At 44.7% G+C, this 16,906-nt stretch carries 12 protein-coding genes; 6 read left to right on the top strand and 6 right to left on the bottom strand.

Features of this window, described 5'->3' with window-relative positions; translation table 11 throughout:
- Position 1: 1 nt before the first annotated feature.
- A complete protein-coding gene (locus QI63_RS01625) occupies positions 2-901 on the top strand; it encodes a radical SAM protein (protein WP_044013289.1) in 900 nt (299 codons plus the stop codon).
- On the opposite strand, the gene uvrC is transcribed toward QI63_RS01625, so the two are convergent.
- Entirely contained in the window at positions 896-2,974 is a 2,079-nt protein-coding gene (uvrC, locus tag QI63_RS01620; RefSeq protein WP_044013287.1) for an excinuclease ABC subunit UvrC, read from the bottom strand. The two genes, QI63_RS01625 and uvrC, sit on opposite strands and share 6 nt — an antisense overlap.
- A gap of 299 nt (positions 2,975-3,273) precedes the next feature.
- Here uvrC and QI63_RS01615 point away from each other — a divergent pair, with 299 nt between their 5' ends.
- Both QI63_RS01615 and QI63_RS01610 read left to right on the top strand, forming a co-directional pair.
- Complete coding sequence (locus QI63_RS01615; RefSeq protein WP_044013285.1) at positions 3,274-4,140, top strand: Rpn family recombination-promoting nuclease/putative transposase; 867 nt, start codon at positions 3,274-3,276, stop codon at positions 4,138-4,140.
- 97 nt (positions 4,141-4,237) lie between these two features.
- Positions 4,238-5,107, top strand: a complete 870-nt coding sequence (locus QI63_RS01610; RefSeq protein WP_044013283.1) for an alpha/beta hydrolase family protein — start codon at positions 4,238-4,240, stop codon at positions 5,105-5,107.
- 181 nt (positions 5,108-5,288) lie between these two features.
- Here the strand turns inward: QI63_RS01610 and QI63_RS01605 are convergent, their stop codons facing one another.
- Both QI63_RS01605 and QI63_RS13490 read right to left on the bottom strand, forming a co-directional pair.
- On the bottom strand, positions 5,289-5,591 hold the full coding sequence (locus QI63_RS01605) for a BrnA antitoxin family protein (protein WP_081984373.1): 303 nt from the start codon (positions 5,589-5,591) through the stop codon (positions 5,289-5,291).
- Positions 5,557-5,730, bottom strand: a complete 174-nt coding sequence (locus QI63_RS13490; RefSeq protein ID WP_369792417.1) for a BrnT family toxin — start codon at positions 5,728-5,730, stop codon at positions 5,557-5,559. The genes QI63_RS01605 and QI63_RS13490 overlap by 35 nt, the downstream gene beginning before the upstream one ends.
- A 139-nt stretch (positions 5,731-5,869) precedes the next feature.
- Between QI63_RS13490 and QI63_RS12755 the strand changes: the two genes are divergently transcribed.
- On the top strand, positions 5,870-6,028 hold the full coding sequence (locus QI63_RS12755) for a hypothetical protein (RefSeq protein WP_235619749.1): 159 nt from the start codon (positions 5,870-5,872) through the stop codon (positions 6,026-6,028).
- Positions 6,029-6,133: 105 nt separating this feature from the next.
- Here the strand turns inward: QI63_RS12755 and QI63_RS01595 are convergent, their stop codons facing one another.
- Positions 6,134-7,405 carry a glucose-1-phosphate adenylyltransferase gene (locus QI63_RS01595; protein WP_044013279.1) on the bottom strand — a complete coding sequence of 424 codons (1,272 nt, stop codon included), beginning with the start codon at positions 7,403-7,405 and terminating at the stop codon, positions 6,134-6,136.
- A gap of 485 nt (positions 7,406-7,890) precedes the next feature.
- Between QI63_RS01595 and QI63_RS01590 the strand changes: the two genes are divergently transcribed.
- Both QI63_RS01590 and QI63_RS01585 read left to right on the top strand, forming a co-directional pair.
- Positions 7,891-14,358, top strand: coding sequence for an Ig-like domain repeat protein (locus tag QI63_RS01590; protein ID WP_044013277.1), 6,468 nt, complete (start codon positions 7,891-7,893; stop codon positions 14,356-14,358).
- 196 nt (positions 14,359-14,554) lie between these two features.
- Positions 14,555-14,983, top strand: a complete 429-nt coding sequence (locus QI63_RS01585; RefSeq protein WP_200877763.1) for a hypothetical protein — start codon at positions 14,555-14,557, stop codon at positions 14,981-14,983.
- 122 nt (positions 14,984-15,105) lie between these two features.
- Here the strand turns inward: QI63_RS01585 and QI63_RS01580 are convergent, their stop codons facing one another.
- Complete coding sequence (locus QI63_RS01580; protein WP_044013275.1) at positions 15,106-16,023, bottom strand: Rpn family recombination-promoting nuclease/putative transposase; 918 nt, start codon at positions 16,021-16,023, stop codon at positions 15,106-15,108.
- Between the two features lie 474 nt (positions 16,024-16,497).
- On the bottom strand, positions 16,498-16,698 hold the full coding sequence (locus tag QI63_RS01575; protein ID WP_144389643.1) for a hypothetical protein: 201 nt from the start codon (positions 16,696-16,698) through the stop codon (positions 16,498-16,500).
- Positions 16,699-16,906: the final 208 nt, after the last annotated feature.

Below are 16,906 nucleotides of genomic sequence, written 5' to 3'. Positions count from 1 at the left end.
TATGAATTATTCGCTTTACGATCCTTATGATTATCCGCTGTATCGTCCGCCGAGCGAGGCTTATTCGTTAATCTTGCAGGTAACGCTCGGCTGTTCGTATAACCGCTGTGTGTTCTGCGGAATGTATCAGACAAAAGAATTCCGGATTAAGCCGATTGAAACGGTGAAACAGGAACTCGTCATGTTTGCCGAACACTACCGCCGTGTCGATAAGGTGTTCTTGGCTGACGGCGACGCGTTAACCGCCCCGACAGAATACTTGGCCGCAGTATTGGACGCGATTACTGCCGTTATTCCGCAGTGCAAACGGGTGTCCTGTTATGCAACTCATCTCAATATCAGACAAAAATCTCCGGAAGAATTGAAGCTGCTGGCTTCAAAGGGGTTGACGCTTTTGTATCTCGGTGTGGAAAGCGGCGACGATGAAACGCTCAAGTTTATCCGGAAGGGAACAACAGCGGCGGAGATGATCAGACTTTCCAACAAGGTGAAAGATGCGGGAATGGAACTGTCGGCAACCTTTATTTTAGGGATTAACGGCGCCGAACGGGATAACACACAGCATGCGATTAAAACCGGCGAGATTATCTCCAAAATGTATTTGACGTATGCGGGATTGCTCACGCTGCGGCTTGAGGACGGCAGCTATCTTACCAAAACCGCCGCCGAAGGGAAATACACGGTTGTCGGGATTGAAGAGGTTGTGAGAGAATTAAAGCTGATTTTAGAGAATATCCATGTTGAAGAAATGACCGCTCCGGTGATTTTCCGCTCCAACCACGCCTCTAACTTTTTAACGCTGAAAGGAACGCTGCCTCAAGATAGAGATGCGATGCTTGCGCAAGTCAACCGTGTTCTGGAGCGGGGCGTATATCCTGAACACCGGAAATATTACCTATAGGGCATTTTTAAGAGCTGTTTCCCGGGCAGCGGCGATCACTTCTTCCGCTTGAGCCTGCGTGATCCGCGCCGCGGCAGCCGCCGCTTCCACGGAAGCGGCGGCGAGCTTTTCAATACTTGAAAAGCTGCGCAGCAAACGCGCAGCCCGTTTTTCCCCGATGTGGGGCAGCTGTTCAAACTGTAAGTGCAATTCTTCTTTTGAGCGTAACCGGTTGTTGCGGGTGTTGGCAAACCGGTGCGTTTCGTCGCGTACCCGCTGCAGTACCCGTAAGGCTGCGCTCCGCCGCGGCAGTACAATCGGCTTGTTGATATGCGGCCGGTAGAGTTCTTCATTTTTTTCCGCCAAACCTACCAGCGGAATATCCAGCTCCAATGCATCGAGTACCGCTTTGGCCGCATTTACCTGTCCGATGCCGCCGTCTATCATAATCAGGTCGGGCAGTTCCGCCGCCTCGTTCAGCAAACGGGTATACCGCCGCGCCACCGCTTCCCGCATGGAGGCGTAGTCATCGATAATGCCGTCCGTAGTGCGCAGTCTGAAAATCCGGTAGTTCTTTTTGTCGGGATTGCCGTCCTTAAACGAGATGAGGCTTGCAACCGTGTACTTGCCGTGCAAATGAGCGATATCGAAACCTTCGATGCGGTGGGGCGGACGGTCAAGCGATAATATCTTTTGGAGTTCTTCCAGGGCAGGGAAGTCTCCCAGTTCCTTTACGCGGCGGGCAGCGTCCTCTTTGGCGTTAAACTGCGCCATTGCAAGCGCCGCTTTATGCCGCCGAAGTACGGAAGGAGACAGACGGTCTGCTCCCGTCCGCTCCGGTATCTCCGACCTACCTGCGGTATTTGATGTAGCCACTGTTTGTTTTGATACCTCCGGTTCGCTTGCGCTGCCGGATACCGGTGTGGTATCAGTCTCATCAGGTGTAACGACGCCATATACAGGCGTTTTTTCGGCGGCTGCCGCTTCGGTGTTATCAATATGATATGCATGTTCGTTCTCAGCGGTGATGCTTTCCGTATCCGTTGCAGCGGCTTGTTTCCGCTCTTCCAACAGAATCGCCGTGATAGTAACTTTAACGCCGAGCCGGTCGGCAAACCATTGCTCCGCGAGTTCATACTCCTGTCCCGCACACACAAAGATATGCGGCGGAATCTGCTTCGGGTCGGTGTAGTAGGCAATGAGAAATTCGGGTAATACCTCGGCTTCATCTTTGAGGCTTTCCGTTCGGTATAAGTCCCGTCCGACAACCTTGCCGCCTCGCATTTTAAACACGGTAAACGTAATCAGCGCTCCCTCCGCCGCCCATCCGATATAGTCGCGGGCTTCCGGATCCATATCTTCAACGGAGTTCTGGCCTCGAAGCGCTCGTACTGCTTGCATCCCGTCTCTGATACGGGCGGCCTTTTCAAATTCGCGGGCAGCAGCTGCTGCTTTCATCTTTTCCGTTAATTCGGCGAGCGGTTTTTTCAAGTCTCCTTCAAGCAGCAGCGCAATTTCATCAATATCTTTCCGATAGTCGGTTTCGGAAATTTTATCCGCACAGGGCGCGCTGCATCGGCCGATATGAAAATACAGACAGGGTTTACGCTTTTTTAGACGCTTGCATTGCCGCAGTGTATAGGTCCGTTTAATGAGCGACAAAAAGTCATCAACAGCCGGCACATTGGGAAAGGGGCCGAAATACCGGGCGCCGTCGTTTTGTATCCGCCGCGTTCGGTACAGCCGCGGATAGCGTTCATTGGTAATTTTGAGCACGGGATAGGTTTTTCCGTCTTTGAGATTGATATTGTAGCGCGGCTTGTATTTTTTAATCAGATTATTTTCAAGCAGCAGTGCCTCATACTCATTATCGGTTTGAATATACTCGATACGGCGCGCACGCGAAACGAGGATACGGGTTTTAATATCCCGCTTTGACGCAAAATACGAACTCAGTCTATTCTTGAGCGATTTCGCCTTGCCGACATAAATAACGATATCTTTTTCATCCCGCCACAAATACACGCCGCTGGTTTTAGGCGCCGACAGCGCATATTGATGAAGCACTTCCCGCACATCCGCTTGTTCACTCATACCGTAAGGATAATACTAAGACCGGTGCGTAATGGCAATATTAAACCTGTTCGGAAACTTCCGTTTCTGGACAGGTTACCTTGAAATGCGATGTTCTAAATCGTGCTATTTGTGCGATTTAGAACTCGTCGACCTGTTCGCAACGCAGTTACCGAACAGGTCTATTGATAGAGCATAACCGGATATTTTTATCGTTCATGAACTATGCTAAATATTCAGTTAGATTTAATTTAAGAAATGATGCATTTTTCCAGCCATTTTCCTCCAAAAGTCGCATAAGGACTGTAGGAGGTGTGAAAATGAGCAAATCCCATAACAGCTCAATGCGTTTCACCGCTCGAAACGACTACGCATTCAAAAAGCTCTTTGGTACTGAAGAGAATAAGGATATCATGATCGAATTTCTCTCTTTGGTTACCCTGTTGAGCAAAGATGATTTTGATGACGTCCGTATCGAAAATAGCGAACAGATTCCCCGATTCTACAACGATAAAACCGGGCGGCTCGACATTAAAATCCGCTTACGCGACGGCCGTAAAATCGATGTAGAGATGCAGAATACCTATTTTGATTATTATCCTAAACGCAGTATCTTTTACTGTTCTAAACTGATCCATGAACATTTTATGAGCGGCTTCCAGTATGCGCAGTTGAAAAAGTGTATTGCAATCAATGTGCTGAATAGCCCGTTTAAGCTGAGCGAAAAGATACATTCAATCTATCAGATACGGGAAACGGAAGAACAAACACTCTTGGATGAGCTTTTGGAGATTCACTTTTTAGACTTAACAAAGCTGCAAAAAGAGAGTTTGACAAGCCTAGAAAAATGGCTTATGTTTATCAAAACAGACAGTAAGGAGGAGCGGTCTATGCTCGCACAAGGAAATCCGGTAATGGCGAAGGCAAATAAGGTGATGGACATCTTTTATCTTGATGAGCAAGAACGGAAGCGGTATGAGGCAGCATGGGAATATGAAAGCGACCGGCTCTCGATGATAAGCGAGTCTGAACGGAAAGGCCTTGAACGTGGCAAATCGCTCGGTCTTGCCGAAGGCTCCCGCCAAAAAGCGCTCGAAACGGCAAAGAACTTATTGCAATTCGGCTTATCCGTACAAAAAATAGCACAGGCAACCGGGCTTACCAAAGAAGATGTTGAAGCACTGTAATCTACCTTTACCTAGTATTGTACATGGCAGCGCGATATTGTAGAGCGGTAATTAAATGTGCTACAATCTACGGCAACAGTTTTTTATAGGAGATAGTATGAAAAAATTGCTCTGTGTTGTATGTGTATCGGCTGCAATGCTGATACCGGTTTTTGCCTCTGCGGGTGCGAAAGAGTATGAATATACCGAACAAGATATATTTATCACCGCAGGAGATCATGAAATTCCTGCTACGCTGACCCTTCCTAAAGGAAAAGTCGACGAAAAGTTTCCCGCAGTGGTGATGCTGCACGGAAACGGTTCAAACCGCCATGAGGCAGGTATGGCCTACGATTACACTGCGCCTGAAATGGCGCGTGCCGGTATTGCCACCATTCGGTTCGATTACATCGGAAACGGCGACAGCAAGGGCGATTATATCGACTTTACCTATGATAAAGGTATCGAAGACGCTCTGAGCTGCTATCGATATCTTTGTGCATTGAAGAATATCGATGCAAAAAGAATCGGGATTATGGGATGGAGTCAAGGCGGAAGGCTCGCTCTTTTAGCGGCCGCACGGAATGATGTCTTCAAAAGTGTGCTTACATGGGCAGGCGCCTACGATCAGAAAAGCGGGGAACAAGAACAATACGAAATAGCAAAGAAAAACGGCTATTATGAAGTAACCTATTCATGGCGGACGCCGCTTAAACAAAGCCCCGCTTATTATGAAAATGCAATGGCAATCAATTATCCGGCGGAACTTGCTGCGATTAAAGCCCCGATTTTAGCCATCGCAGGCTCCAAAGATGATGTAGTGCTGCCTTCCGTAGCGCAGACGATAGCAGCCGGTGCCAAGAACAAAAAAAGCCGTGCCCTTATTCTGGAAGGCGCTGATCATACGTTCCTTGTATTTTCCGGCGATTTAACTATGCTGCATACCCTTACCGGTGAAACGATTGCATGGTTTAAAAAGACGTTATAGACGCTAACCGTTTAAAAGTACCAGGAATATAAAATAAAACAATAAAGGAAAAGTTCAGCAAGGAAGGGCAACCGCGTTGGAAATATCGTAAGCGGCTGCCCTTTTTATTAAAGACGGTTCTTTTCGCTCTTCCAAACTCATACCCTATTAAATCTGCCTATTGATGTATCCCAAGAGTGATTTACTGAGGCATAACAGCACGACGCAAAATTTCGTTGATTCTTGTCTGATACCCTTTACCGCCTGCTTTTAACGCTTCCAGAATATCAATATCAATCTTGATATGAACATCAGCTTTTTTAACTTTGTACCATTCTGGATGTATCACATGGGCTGGTTTCATTTGTGCCAGCTGCTCCGACGTGAGCGGAGGGCAGTCAGGATCATCAAATTTTTCATCGAAAGCCATTATTTCTTCTATACGCTCTTTTGATAGTTTAGGTGATTTATTAATTTCGTCTAAAGTCATTGTTTTTATAGCCATTTATTTCCTCCTTGTTCGCCTTGCGAGCTGATATAATCCTCAGTGTACCGTCATTCCTCTCTGTATAGACAACAAACAGGATAGTCTCGACAAAACCAATGGCATTCCACCGTTCTTCAGAATCACATGGATCTGGAATAAGAAGAAGGTGCGGATCAGTAAATATCTGACACGCCTCTTCAAAAGAGATGCCATGTTTTTAATATTTGTCTTATTTTTCTTCTCGTCCCATTCAAAATACATGAAAGGTTACTCCATAAAATAATGTACATCATGAAATGGGTGTTGTCAATATCGTAAACAGCGCCAAGAACAAAAAAAGCCGTGCCCTTATTCTGGAAGGCGCTGATCATACGTTCCTTGTATTTTCCGGCGATTTAACTATGCTGCATACCCTTACCGGCGAAACGATCACATGGTTTAAAAAGACGTTATAGACGAGCCGTTTAAAAGTAGCAGGAATATAAAATAAAACAATAAAGAAAAAGTTCAGTAGGGAAGGGCAACCGCGTTGGAAAAACTGCAAGCGGCTGCCCTTTTTGTTAAATGACGGTGTTGTCGGGGATAATTGCGTTCTTGGTGATAACGTAAATGCGGTCAACAACGTGATAATAGCCGTAGTCGCCGTCGGGCGGAATTTCCCCCATACCGATGGATACGTTATGCCCGATACGTGCATTCTTGTCGATAATCGCTTTTTTAATATGACAATTTTTTCCGATACCGACACGAGGAATGTCGGCTTTTTCGTCTACCGCCTTGCTGCTGTCGGATTCGTAGTAGTCCGCCCCCATACAGACAACACCTTCCAATATACTGCCGGATTCGATAATAGTTCTGATACCGATTACGGAGCGGGTAATTGTTGCATAGGTAATAACACAACCTTCGCTGCAGGTAACACGATCCAACTGCGCTCCGTTGATTTTTGAAGCCGGCAGATTTCGGTAGTGGGTATAAATCGGCGCTTCCGCATCATAAAAGTTAAATTGCGGCGTAATTTCCGTTAAATCAAGGTTTGCTTCGTAAAAACTACGGATGGTACCGATGTCTTCCCAATAACCGTTATGCACAAACGCCGAAACCTTATGATCTTTAATCGAAGCGGGGATAATTTCTTTTCCGAAGTCGGTCATATTGTTGTTTAAGCATTCTTCCATCGCCTTTGCATTAAAGATATAAATACCCATCGAAGCGAGATATTCTTTATCGGGACTTGCGACTGAAATACCCGACTGTGCAGGGATCTTCCATTCATCGATATTTCTATCGGGGCCGGGCTTTTCCATAAAAGCGGTGATGTTTGATTGTTTATCAATCTGCATAATACCGAATCCGGAAGCGTCGCGGCGGTTTACTGCCGTACAGGCGATAGTAATGTCTGCTCCGGAAGCTTCGTGCTGCGCTAAAAACTCTTTTAAGTTCATACGGTATAATTGATCGCCTGAAAGGATGATATAGTATTTCGGATCTTGCGTTTTAAAGTGAGTAAAGTTTTTTCTTACTGCGTCCGCGGTGCCTTCGTACCAGCCTGAATGTTCAAACGTTTGCTCTGCAGCAAGGATTTCTACAAAGCCGTTTGAAAAACTGTCAAAACGGTATGCCCGTGCAATGTGCAGATGCAGCGATGCGGAGTTAAATTGAGTCAATACGTAAATTTGCCTAAGACCGGAATTAATACAGTTGGAGATAGGTATATCGACGATACGGTGTTTCCCTCCGAACGGTACGGCCGGTTTTGAACGGGATTGAGTAAGCGGGTATAAACGAGTTCCTTTTCCGCCTCCCAAGATAATCGATAATACTTTCGGCATATATCCTCCTTTTATGATATTTGCAGAGGCGTATTCCGCAAAAACCGAGAGAAGTATCTATGAACACACTGAGATTTAAGCGTTGTTCTATTACTATCAGTATAAACGAGTTTTTTATTTTTTGCCATAAAAATAAATAAGAATTATTCTTGTTCTTTATACTGCGCTTGACAAAGCATTGAATTATCGGTATACATCAAGTGAGATTTAGTAATATATGCGGTAATCTGCCGCCCTCTAAAAGTCATCCATAAAAAGTAATCGTATAAAAAGTTTATTACTGGCAACATTAAAGTTTTGCGCTATTGCTGCCGATACGGGAAGCGGGATAGCAGAAAGTTGTAGCGGTCATGCCGCTACCGCTCAGAGGTGAAAGCAAGACGGTAAAGCTCTGCCGCAGAGAAGCGAAGCAGAAGAAATTATAGTGCGTTTTTATCGCCGGAGTGTGTTAGAAACGCTTGCTCAATGGAGCGGAGAAAAGGCTTATGAAAAAGATGAATCGCGCAGTATTTCTTGTACTGATTATATTAACTGCCCTTGCAGGTATTACCTGTAAACCGTATGTAGGTTTGGGCGGTCAGATCGATATTCTTCCGCCGAGCGGTGAGATTACCTATCCTGATGCGGGTGAGACGCCGATACGGGGTTCGTTTGTTTTAAAGGGTACGGCAAAGGATGACGACGGTATCCAATCGATTTCGGTTGTTTTTGAAAATATCGAAACCAAAGAAAGAAGCCGCGCGTATGAAGCCGAAGGATTTTCCAAAGGGAATGTTTCGGCCTCGTGGACAATAAGCGTAAACAACGAATCGACGGGAACCGAACCGGGGCACGATCTGGTAAAAGTGTATCCCATTCCCGACGGCGAATATACGGCAATTGTCAGCGTTACCGACAAGGGTGGAAAGACGTCCACATTTACCAAGAACTATAAAATAGACAACACGCCGCCGGTATTTATTGTGTCGCGGCCGTCGACGATTGTGGGTAAAGATGAAACGACAACGCCCCAGGCAGACGGATACGGAGCAACTTTTTCTGTTGTCGGGCAGGCAGGTGAACAAAATACGGTAGAAGAACTTGAAGTACTTGTCAACGGAACGGCGCCTATAAAAAACATGTATGTCGGCAAGAATATAAATGCTAAAATTGCCGTTTACAGCACATCTCCTACAAACCCTTTATATGATTTACAAGCGCAAGATAGAACAAAGCCTATTAGAGGCCGACTATATTTGTATGATAACGCCCGCGAATATAAGGGCGGTAGTGCGTCCGGAGAAGGAAATAAGGCCGACTGGTATTATGTGTGGGATTCTATTTATATCGATGTCATAGCAAAAGGATATACCCCCGAAGTAATCAGCGACTATTTTGCCGGTAAAAAAGGTTCGGATAAAAACGAACACGACCAAAAGATACTGGCCTTGCGCGGCGATACGAACGCCTTAAACACGCTTAAATCGGCAATGACAAAAATGGAAGAAAAGCGGAGTACTTTTAAACTGGATCCCAGCATATCGCCGGGATTTAAGGTTATCGGCGTAAAAAACCTGCCTAAAAACACTTTAAATTTGGGGCATACTTCTTCCATGCTGTTTAAAACCGGAAATGAGACCTCCTTTTCGGTAGAGCTTATCCGTAATAAGGATAACACTCCATTAGTAAAAGGAGCCGCTCTTGCACAGTATAAAGAAAGCAATATTGAAATTGTATTGGCAAAGTGGAACGGAACCGGCACTGCAGAAGACAGCTTTAAAACCGGCACAAACCTTGAAGAAAAAACACTTGTAAAGTTTTCCGATTTGGCAAATACAAACAATATCACCGTAGAAGGCGGGTCTTTACGCATAACCTGTGTCTTCAATCCCGATTGGGGCGAAGGTTACTATGCCTTAAAAGTTAAAGGCACAGATACGCATCCTTCAGGCACACATACCTTTGAAGCGTACGACGATTCCAACTCCGTGAACGACGGTATATACATCATAAATTTTCTTGCCGTCGGAAACGGGCCGCGTATACGGGCGATTCGCCCGCAAGGTTTCCAAAAAGGGAATTTTGAAATCTTTGCCGCTGTTACCGGCATCGATTCAACGGGTGTTGTTTATTATAATATAGGTGGATCTGTACCCACCAGTCCGTACCCAGCGACAGTGCTTACAAAAGCTGATCCCGCAGATCAGAGCGATCATAAATATAAGGCTACAATTGATGTAAGCAGCCTGTCCGACGGCGACCATGAAATTCACTTTTTGGTTAAGGCGGGTTCAGGTTCAACCGATGCGGATAAAACCGATTTTGCGATTGATAAAACACCGCCCACTGCTGATATAAGCTACCCTCTTCCTGCCGACCCGCAAGCGGGGAAAATCACTATTTCGGGCACTATTACCGACGGAACAGGATCGAGCGTTAAAGAGGCCGGTACAAAATATATACTGGGTAAAAAGTCTTCTACACCTGCGCTCACCGATTCAGGTTGGCAGAATATGACCACTTCTACAAAGGGGTCATGGAACGTGGATGTTGATTTGGATACGATGAGTGCTCATCCGGAAAATTACGGAACCCAAGTCGGCACGAGTTCTTACTATAAAGTACCGCTTTATATCCGTAGTGAAGATATGCTCGGTAATGCAAAGGTTCATGTAAAAGAAATTCTTTTTAATTCTGACGGAACGAAGCCTGTAGTAAGAGTACTTTCTCCGCAAGCAGATGCTGTTGTCGGCGGTACTATACAAATTTTCGGTACGGCAAGCGCTGTTACCGGCGGACCAAGCGCTGTCGGTGAGGTATATGTACAGTTTTCAAAGACCACTGATTTTACCAATCAGGCGAACATGACCTTCGGAACAAGCGGAGGTGGGTATGATGCCAATTGGTATCAAGGCGGAAACGGACAGCGTGTCCCGGGAACAGGTTCCGGGCCTGGCGAAAAAGGATCTGAGTGGCGGCTTGAAATAAATGGAAACGGCGCGTTTAACGGTACATCTCAGCGGCAAGATTTGTATTTCAGATTCCGTGCAAAAAATAAGAACTACAGCGATCGGTGGGGCGAGTGGACGACACCGGTAAAAATAATCGTTGATAAAGATGCTCCGTTAATTACCGACGTAAAAATCGAAAATATTTCGATGCCGCCGTCACCACAAAATTACGAAACGAATATGTGGATTGGAAGTGGCAAAAAGCTTACGGCAAAATTGACCGATCCGTCTGGAATAAAAGAGGTTAAAATTACCTCAAGCAAAATGAGCGGCGGTATATCGTATACGAAAGCTACGGCGCCCACAGGGTGGCTTACACCTTATAGTGCAGGTGGTGTTTCGGGCTATACGTTAAGCATACCGCTTAATATAAGCGGTATGTCGGGTAATGATTTTTCGATCAAGGTTGAAATTACAGAAGATACAACTACAGGTCTAAAGTCTGATAGTACGTTTACATTCCGATTTGATACGACTGCCCCGACAGGTTTCTTCGGCTCGGGCTTATATATCAACAGCGGGTACTTCGGCGATTCTTCGGTTACAAATGCTGCTCTTGCCGATAAATTACGGGACTTGGGAGCAAACACATCTTCGGGTGCGGGGTGCAAAATATTAGCCAACAATACTGAATTGACAGTAACAAGCGTATTGGGAAGTACGGTGAGTTTTACTCCTTCGACAACAACTAAAGAATACAACTATATCCTCTATAAACCGGAAACCTTGATATATAATGAAAGCTCCTCCAGTCCGTGGATCGTAAAAGGCGTTGCGAATGACGACGGTTCCGGTGTTGCAAAAGTTGAGGCATGGGTTACGGTAGATAATGGGTCAACAGCCCACACGATTATAACCGAAACCGATAATACAAATAAAATAACGCGGCAGCTTGGCGGGCAGGTTACTTGGAAAGGACAGATAAATCTCGATTCGCTTAAAGACGGGAAGGGAACGTTGCATTACAAGATAACCGACAAGAGCGGTAATGAATATAATGCTCCTCCTGTCGATGTGCGGGTAAAAAATAAGCCGATAAAGGTAAAGACAATAACGCTCGTTACTGACATAGGAGGAAGTGCTGTCGAGTTCGCAAATAATAATGTGAACAAAGCCCTCAAGAATATAGACGTAGATTCTAATCTCGACTTTACCGCGAATTATACCAGCAGTGCATTTGCTTTTAAAAATGAAACCAATTCGAAAATAAAGGTGAATTTTGACGGCGGACAGGGACAGGTTAAATACAGTCTGAAATACAACAATGCTGTTTTAGCCGGGCATGATATGCAAAATATCGGCAACGGCGGCATCATAACATTGACCCCAGCCAATTTGAATACGATCGGTAATACTACAGGCGAAACAACCAAAGAATTGACGCTGGAATTGTGGGATAGTGCACACGACTGTTCACCGACCGGCACAGCTCCGTTTGGAAAGAGTTCTTTTGCTGAAGTTAAAATCAATACGCTCTTTGAAGCTATCGATACTAAACCGCCGACGGTGGTCATTCTTCCGTTCCACTGGAATAAGGAGGACGACAACTCATTGTATCAAAACAGCCGTGCTAACGGACATGTGGAAATTGCAAAGATTAACAGTTTAGGCAACGATCACCCTTCCGTTTCGGGCAAGGTTACAATCCGCGGGTTTGCGTATGACAATATTAAAATTGATTCAATTACAGCTGAGGTATCCGGTAAAACGTTAACAGCTGCGCTTTCCGGCAATGGGCCGTGGACGGCTGGAACAATAACTTCGGCAGATGGTATTGTATTAAAGGTAAAAAAACTCGGTGCCGACTATCTTGGCTATTACGTTACATGGCAGATTGATTGGGACACTGAAAAAGCGGGCGTAGGGCTTGCGAAAGACATTAAAGTAACGGCTAACGATGGAACAACGACATTTTCCGACACCGGAGTGACTACAGCCAAAACAACAGGCGTTACCCGGACTGAAAAAAGATCTGCAGAAAACGCTGTTTTCGCAAATAAAAAGCCCGGACAGTTTGTTGTGTTTACAAAAGGAGAAACGCAATACCTCACACGTATAAGAAGCGTAACAGGTAATACGGCAACCCTTGAAGATGATGTTCCGATTGAGGCAGATGAAGTTTATATGTACGCTTATACTGCAAACAAGCCTAAAACAAAGGTCAACGTTGTTCCATATATAACGGAGGTAGTAACGGGATTAACAAGTGCAGACGGCGGATTTAAAGGGGCTTTCTCACGTGCATCGACCGGCGAATATCCGGTACGGGCTGGGGAAACAACCGAATCTTCTGCAGAAAAAGAAAAAAGAAAAATACATATAAAGGGTTTTAACCTTAAGCATAATAGCACTTATGGAAATGCTTTTTTGGGAACTCGAGATTTAGGCAATGCACTCGAAAGTATTTATCTTGATTCTTCTACCAGTACAAGCGACGAACTGAAGGTTAGCGTAAACAGTATCGATTCGATAAACAACAAGGTGGATATTACCAAGCCGTACAATCTTGAGGATAACGGAATTAATAACGATATCCTCAATGCAAACCGCAAGCTTTTTGTATGGAAGATGGAACCCATTATCAATAACAATGCGATGGAAAGCCCGCAGTTCGTGATGGATAAGGAAAGTAACTATTATCTGGCGTTCGGAAACTTACGCACGATCGGTAGCGGTGGTTGGGATGCTATGCGGCTTTCAACTAAAATTAGCAAGAACGGTACAGTAACGGCATCAGATGACTGGGAGTTTTGTTATAGTAAATTCCAGAATACAATGATAGGATATGATGGCAATGGTAATCCCTACTTGGGTGCTACAGATACAGATCGCGCTACCGGTCAGAGTACAGGTTTTTCGTTCTGTTTCCAACAACCTTCTAATAGTTCTAACTACAGCTTAGGTATGAATAAAACACGATTGGAAAACTGCGACAATGAGTTGACAAATGTATATGATGTAAACCGTGTACGTATTCCGAAGATAGCCGTACGCGGTGGAGGTACAACAGCTGATCCTGCTAAAATTGCCATGGTTTATTTTGACGGAAATATGAAAGATGATTCGGCTGTTAAATTTAGGTTTGGAACGGTTATCAATGTAGAAACAAGTGTACCGACAGTAAGCGGCACACGAACTGCCATAACTGGTGGAATTGCCTACAATGTCGGCAACAATGGTGTCGGTAGCGATCCCGATTCACCCAAAAAATCCGGTTCCGCCAAGGGGTATGAAATCATTGCAGATACGGCCGATTCCACAACTTATAAAAGCGGCTTGTATGCTGCGGTGGGACTGACTTCTACAAATCGTGCTGTTGCCGTATGGTATGATGCAACGGGTTCCCGATTGGTATACAGCTATCGCGATATGGGTGCAAGCTACACGGCTCCGGGTGTCGGAGGAGACCGTAAAACAAACGAATGGCAGGCTCATGCGGTTGAGATTGACGGCGGTGCACCTCTCTATGTTGATGTGGTAATTGATGATGAGGACGGTTTGCATATCGGTTACTATTCAAGCAGTAAAGGCGGGGTAAAATACGCCTACCTGCCGCCGGATAAAGTAAAAGGGACAACAAAGCCTGTTTCTACAGACTTTAAAGTTGCTACAGTCGATACCCATATGAATCCGGGGACATTCCTTAAAATAGGTGTACGTAAAGAAGGCACCAAGCAGGTTCCGTACATCAGCTACTATCATAACGGTTTTTACGGTTCCAAAAATGCAGCACGTATTGCATGGCTGAAAGACGGCATCGGTTCCGATGGTACGGTAAAAACCGGTGTGGTAAACAATAAGTTTACCGGTGACTGGGTTGTAATGACTGTTCCCGCAAGCAACGGTATTCAGCAGTACACGATTTGTCAGGGTGTACCTTCGAGCGGTGATTATGCAAATAAGGTTGTTGCCGCGTACTTTACAACAAAGAATTACGAAATGGCGGTGCTGTCTAAGAATTGACATCCGTGTCAATTCTTGGACGCGAGATTTGTGCGCAAGCACAAATCTCGCTACTGCATGGAACCACCGCCGTCCGTGGCAAGTTCAAAAATTGACCTCCTTGTCAATTTTTGAACGCGAATTTTGGCAAAGCCAAAATATCGCTACTGCTGAGAGAACCACCGCCATCCGTGGCGGGGATGATTGAAAGCCTGGTATGCAGCACTTACCGGGCTTTTTATATGAATGGTGCGGTGTTCCGAGCCGTTCGGATAAAAGGGTTTGCAAAAGTGAGGAAAACATGATAACAATCGGTAACAATGAATTACGAGCGGTTTCAGGAATCTCTGCTGATGAAGAAAGAGATATTATAAACTTTCTGCAAGGTGCGGTGTATTGTTGGTGTAAAAATAGAAAAAATGAATGGTTCTCTCTACGTGATTTAATGGGAGGTGATAATTACTACTGGAATGATACACCTATGATTAAATTATGGGAAAAGCATAATAATTTAAAAAAAGCCGATCCCGTTGATGAAGCAGGAAAAGATGGTGGATGGTTATTAAAAAAAGTAGTGCAGAAAGATAAAAGAAAATTTGAAACAAAAGAAGAAGATATGATTAGAAAGTATCGGTGGATACCATAGCAAGTTAAATGGATATTGGTCGAGTATTTTTGGCTGAGGTAAAAAGATAGTATGAAAAAAAATAATCAAGAAATAATCGAAAATAATTCTTAATTTTTAATTATTTTCCCCCATTGAATGAATTACAGCTTTTCAATCTCTTCGCGGCTTAAGCCGGTTGCTGTTGCAATATTTTGAATAGATAAGCCGAGTTGCAGAAGGTTCCGTGCTGTTTCGAGCGCTTTTTGGCGGGAACCTTGGGAGCGTCCCCTTGCTTCTCCTTCTGCGAGACCGATGGTTTTACCTTCCGCAAGACCCCATTCGGCTCCTGCCTTGAATTGCACTTCAGAAATAGTTGCAATGTCACTTTTCAGCTTCATCCTCGATTCATACAGCTTCCGCTCCTCAGGACTTAGACTCAAAACATCAATTTTCTCATTTAGTATTTGCAATATCGGAGAGGTCATTGCTAACATTGCTCTTTCCTCCTTGTCGTCCGTTTCTATAAACCGTAACCAGTTTAGCAGCTTTTCCTGTTTTTTGGTAGTGATACTTTGCCGTATCTCAGCTCCTTTTACTGCCGATAAGTTTAGAAAGTGTATCTCTAATAAATCAGTGAGCGGCTGATAGCTATTCTGCTCCTGTATGCTATAGCCAGAGTGCATCTCTCTATTGAGCTTAAATCCTTGTGAGATTAGATTGATGGCAATGCATCTTGTAAGGCTGGTGTATGATTCACCCTCTTTAAAGCCCTCAATGTACATTTTAGCCCAATAGAACAGTGTTCGAGGAATAAATTCGGCAGACCAAGAGTTTTGAATTTCAATATCGATTGCTGTTCCGTCTTTTAATCGAAGTTTAACATCGAGAATACCGGTCTTATCGGTGATCGCATCTTTGGTAAGTTCCTTATCCAGCAGTTCGAGGTCGGTAATCATACCGGTCGGCATATCCAGAACACATTCAAGGAAGTCCTGCAAGCAGGCTTTGTTCTCTTCCGAGCCGAGTAAGAGCTTGAATAAATAATCGTTTTTAAGAGTGAGGGTCATTGTGTCGTTCATCTTTTACCTCTGTGAATATATCTCTTATATATAGCACGGATGCAAAAATGGCTAAAAAAATGGGGAAAATTATGAATTTTTAATTAGGATTGCTGAAGTCCTTCCGTAAGCCTTTTGAAATAGACTGTTAAGCAGTTGTACATCCGTGTACAACTGCTTAACGACGAGATTTGTGCACAAAACAAATCTCGCTGCTGCTTGGAATCTCTGACCCCCTGTCAGAGTAGCAACGCGGTAGATGTGCTGACCATAGTGCCGCAGGTTAAAGGTATGTTAGAAGGCTCTTTCAGCCTCCTCAATATATACGATGCGCATTGGAGCAGCGATATATGGGTGAATGATAATCGTGGACAACGAGTATCGGTACCTCCGGCGCATTGATCGGAGACTGGGTGGTTATGACGCTTCCTGCAAGCACCGGTATCCGGCAGTGCGGAAAAGGTTAGTGGTAAGTTTTACCACCGACCGATTGGATTATAGTTTTTCGATTTCAGATTTTGAAAGCCCTGTCATCAGACAAATTTCTGTCGGTGGATAGTTTCGCTCGAGCATAATCTTTGCCGTTTCAAGTGCTTTCCGGTAAGAGCCATCGGCAAAACCTTGCTGTATGCCTTGCTGTATACCTTCGGCGATGCCTGCTCTACGTGCATCCATTTCAAATGATTTTAATAACATATACTCCCTCCATTTTTCTTCGTCTTCTTTGGTTTCATTTACTCGCTTGTCAAGCTGTTTGGTAAATGCAGTTTCCGGTGGTTTCCTGTTCATATACGATAAAAAAGCTTTTAACTCTTTTTCGGCATGTTCGGCAGCTGTACTATTTGCGATTATTTTTGTTGTACCGTCATTAAAAATCTGTCCTGTTTATCCCCTATAGCATCAC

The organism is Treponema sp. OMZ 838 (assembly GCF_000775995.1).
In the GTDB taxonomy this organism is placed as follows: Bacteria; Spirochaetota; Spirochaetia; order Treponematales; family Treponemataceae; genus Treponema.
This window is presented reverse-complemented; position numbering and strand designations above follow the sequence as displayed.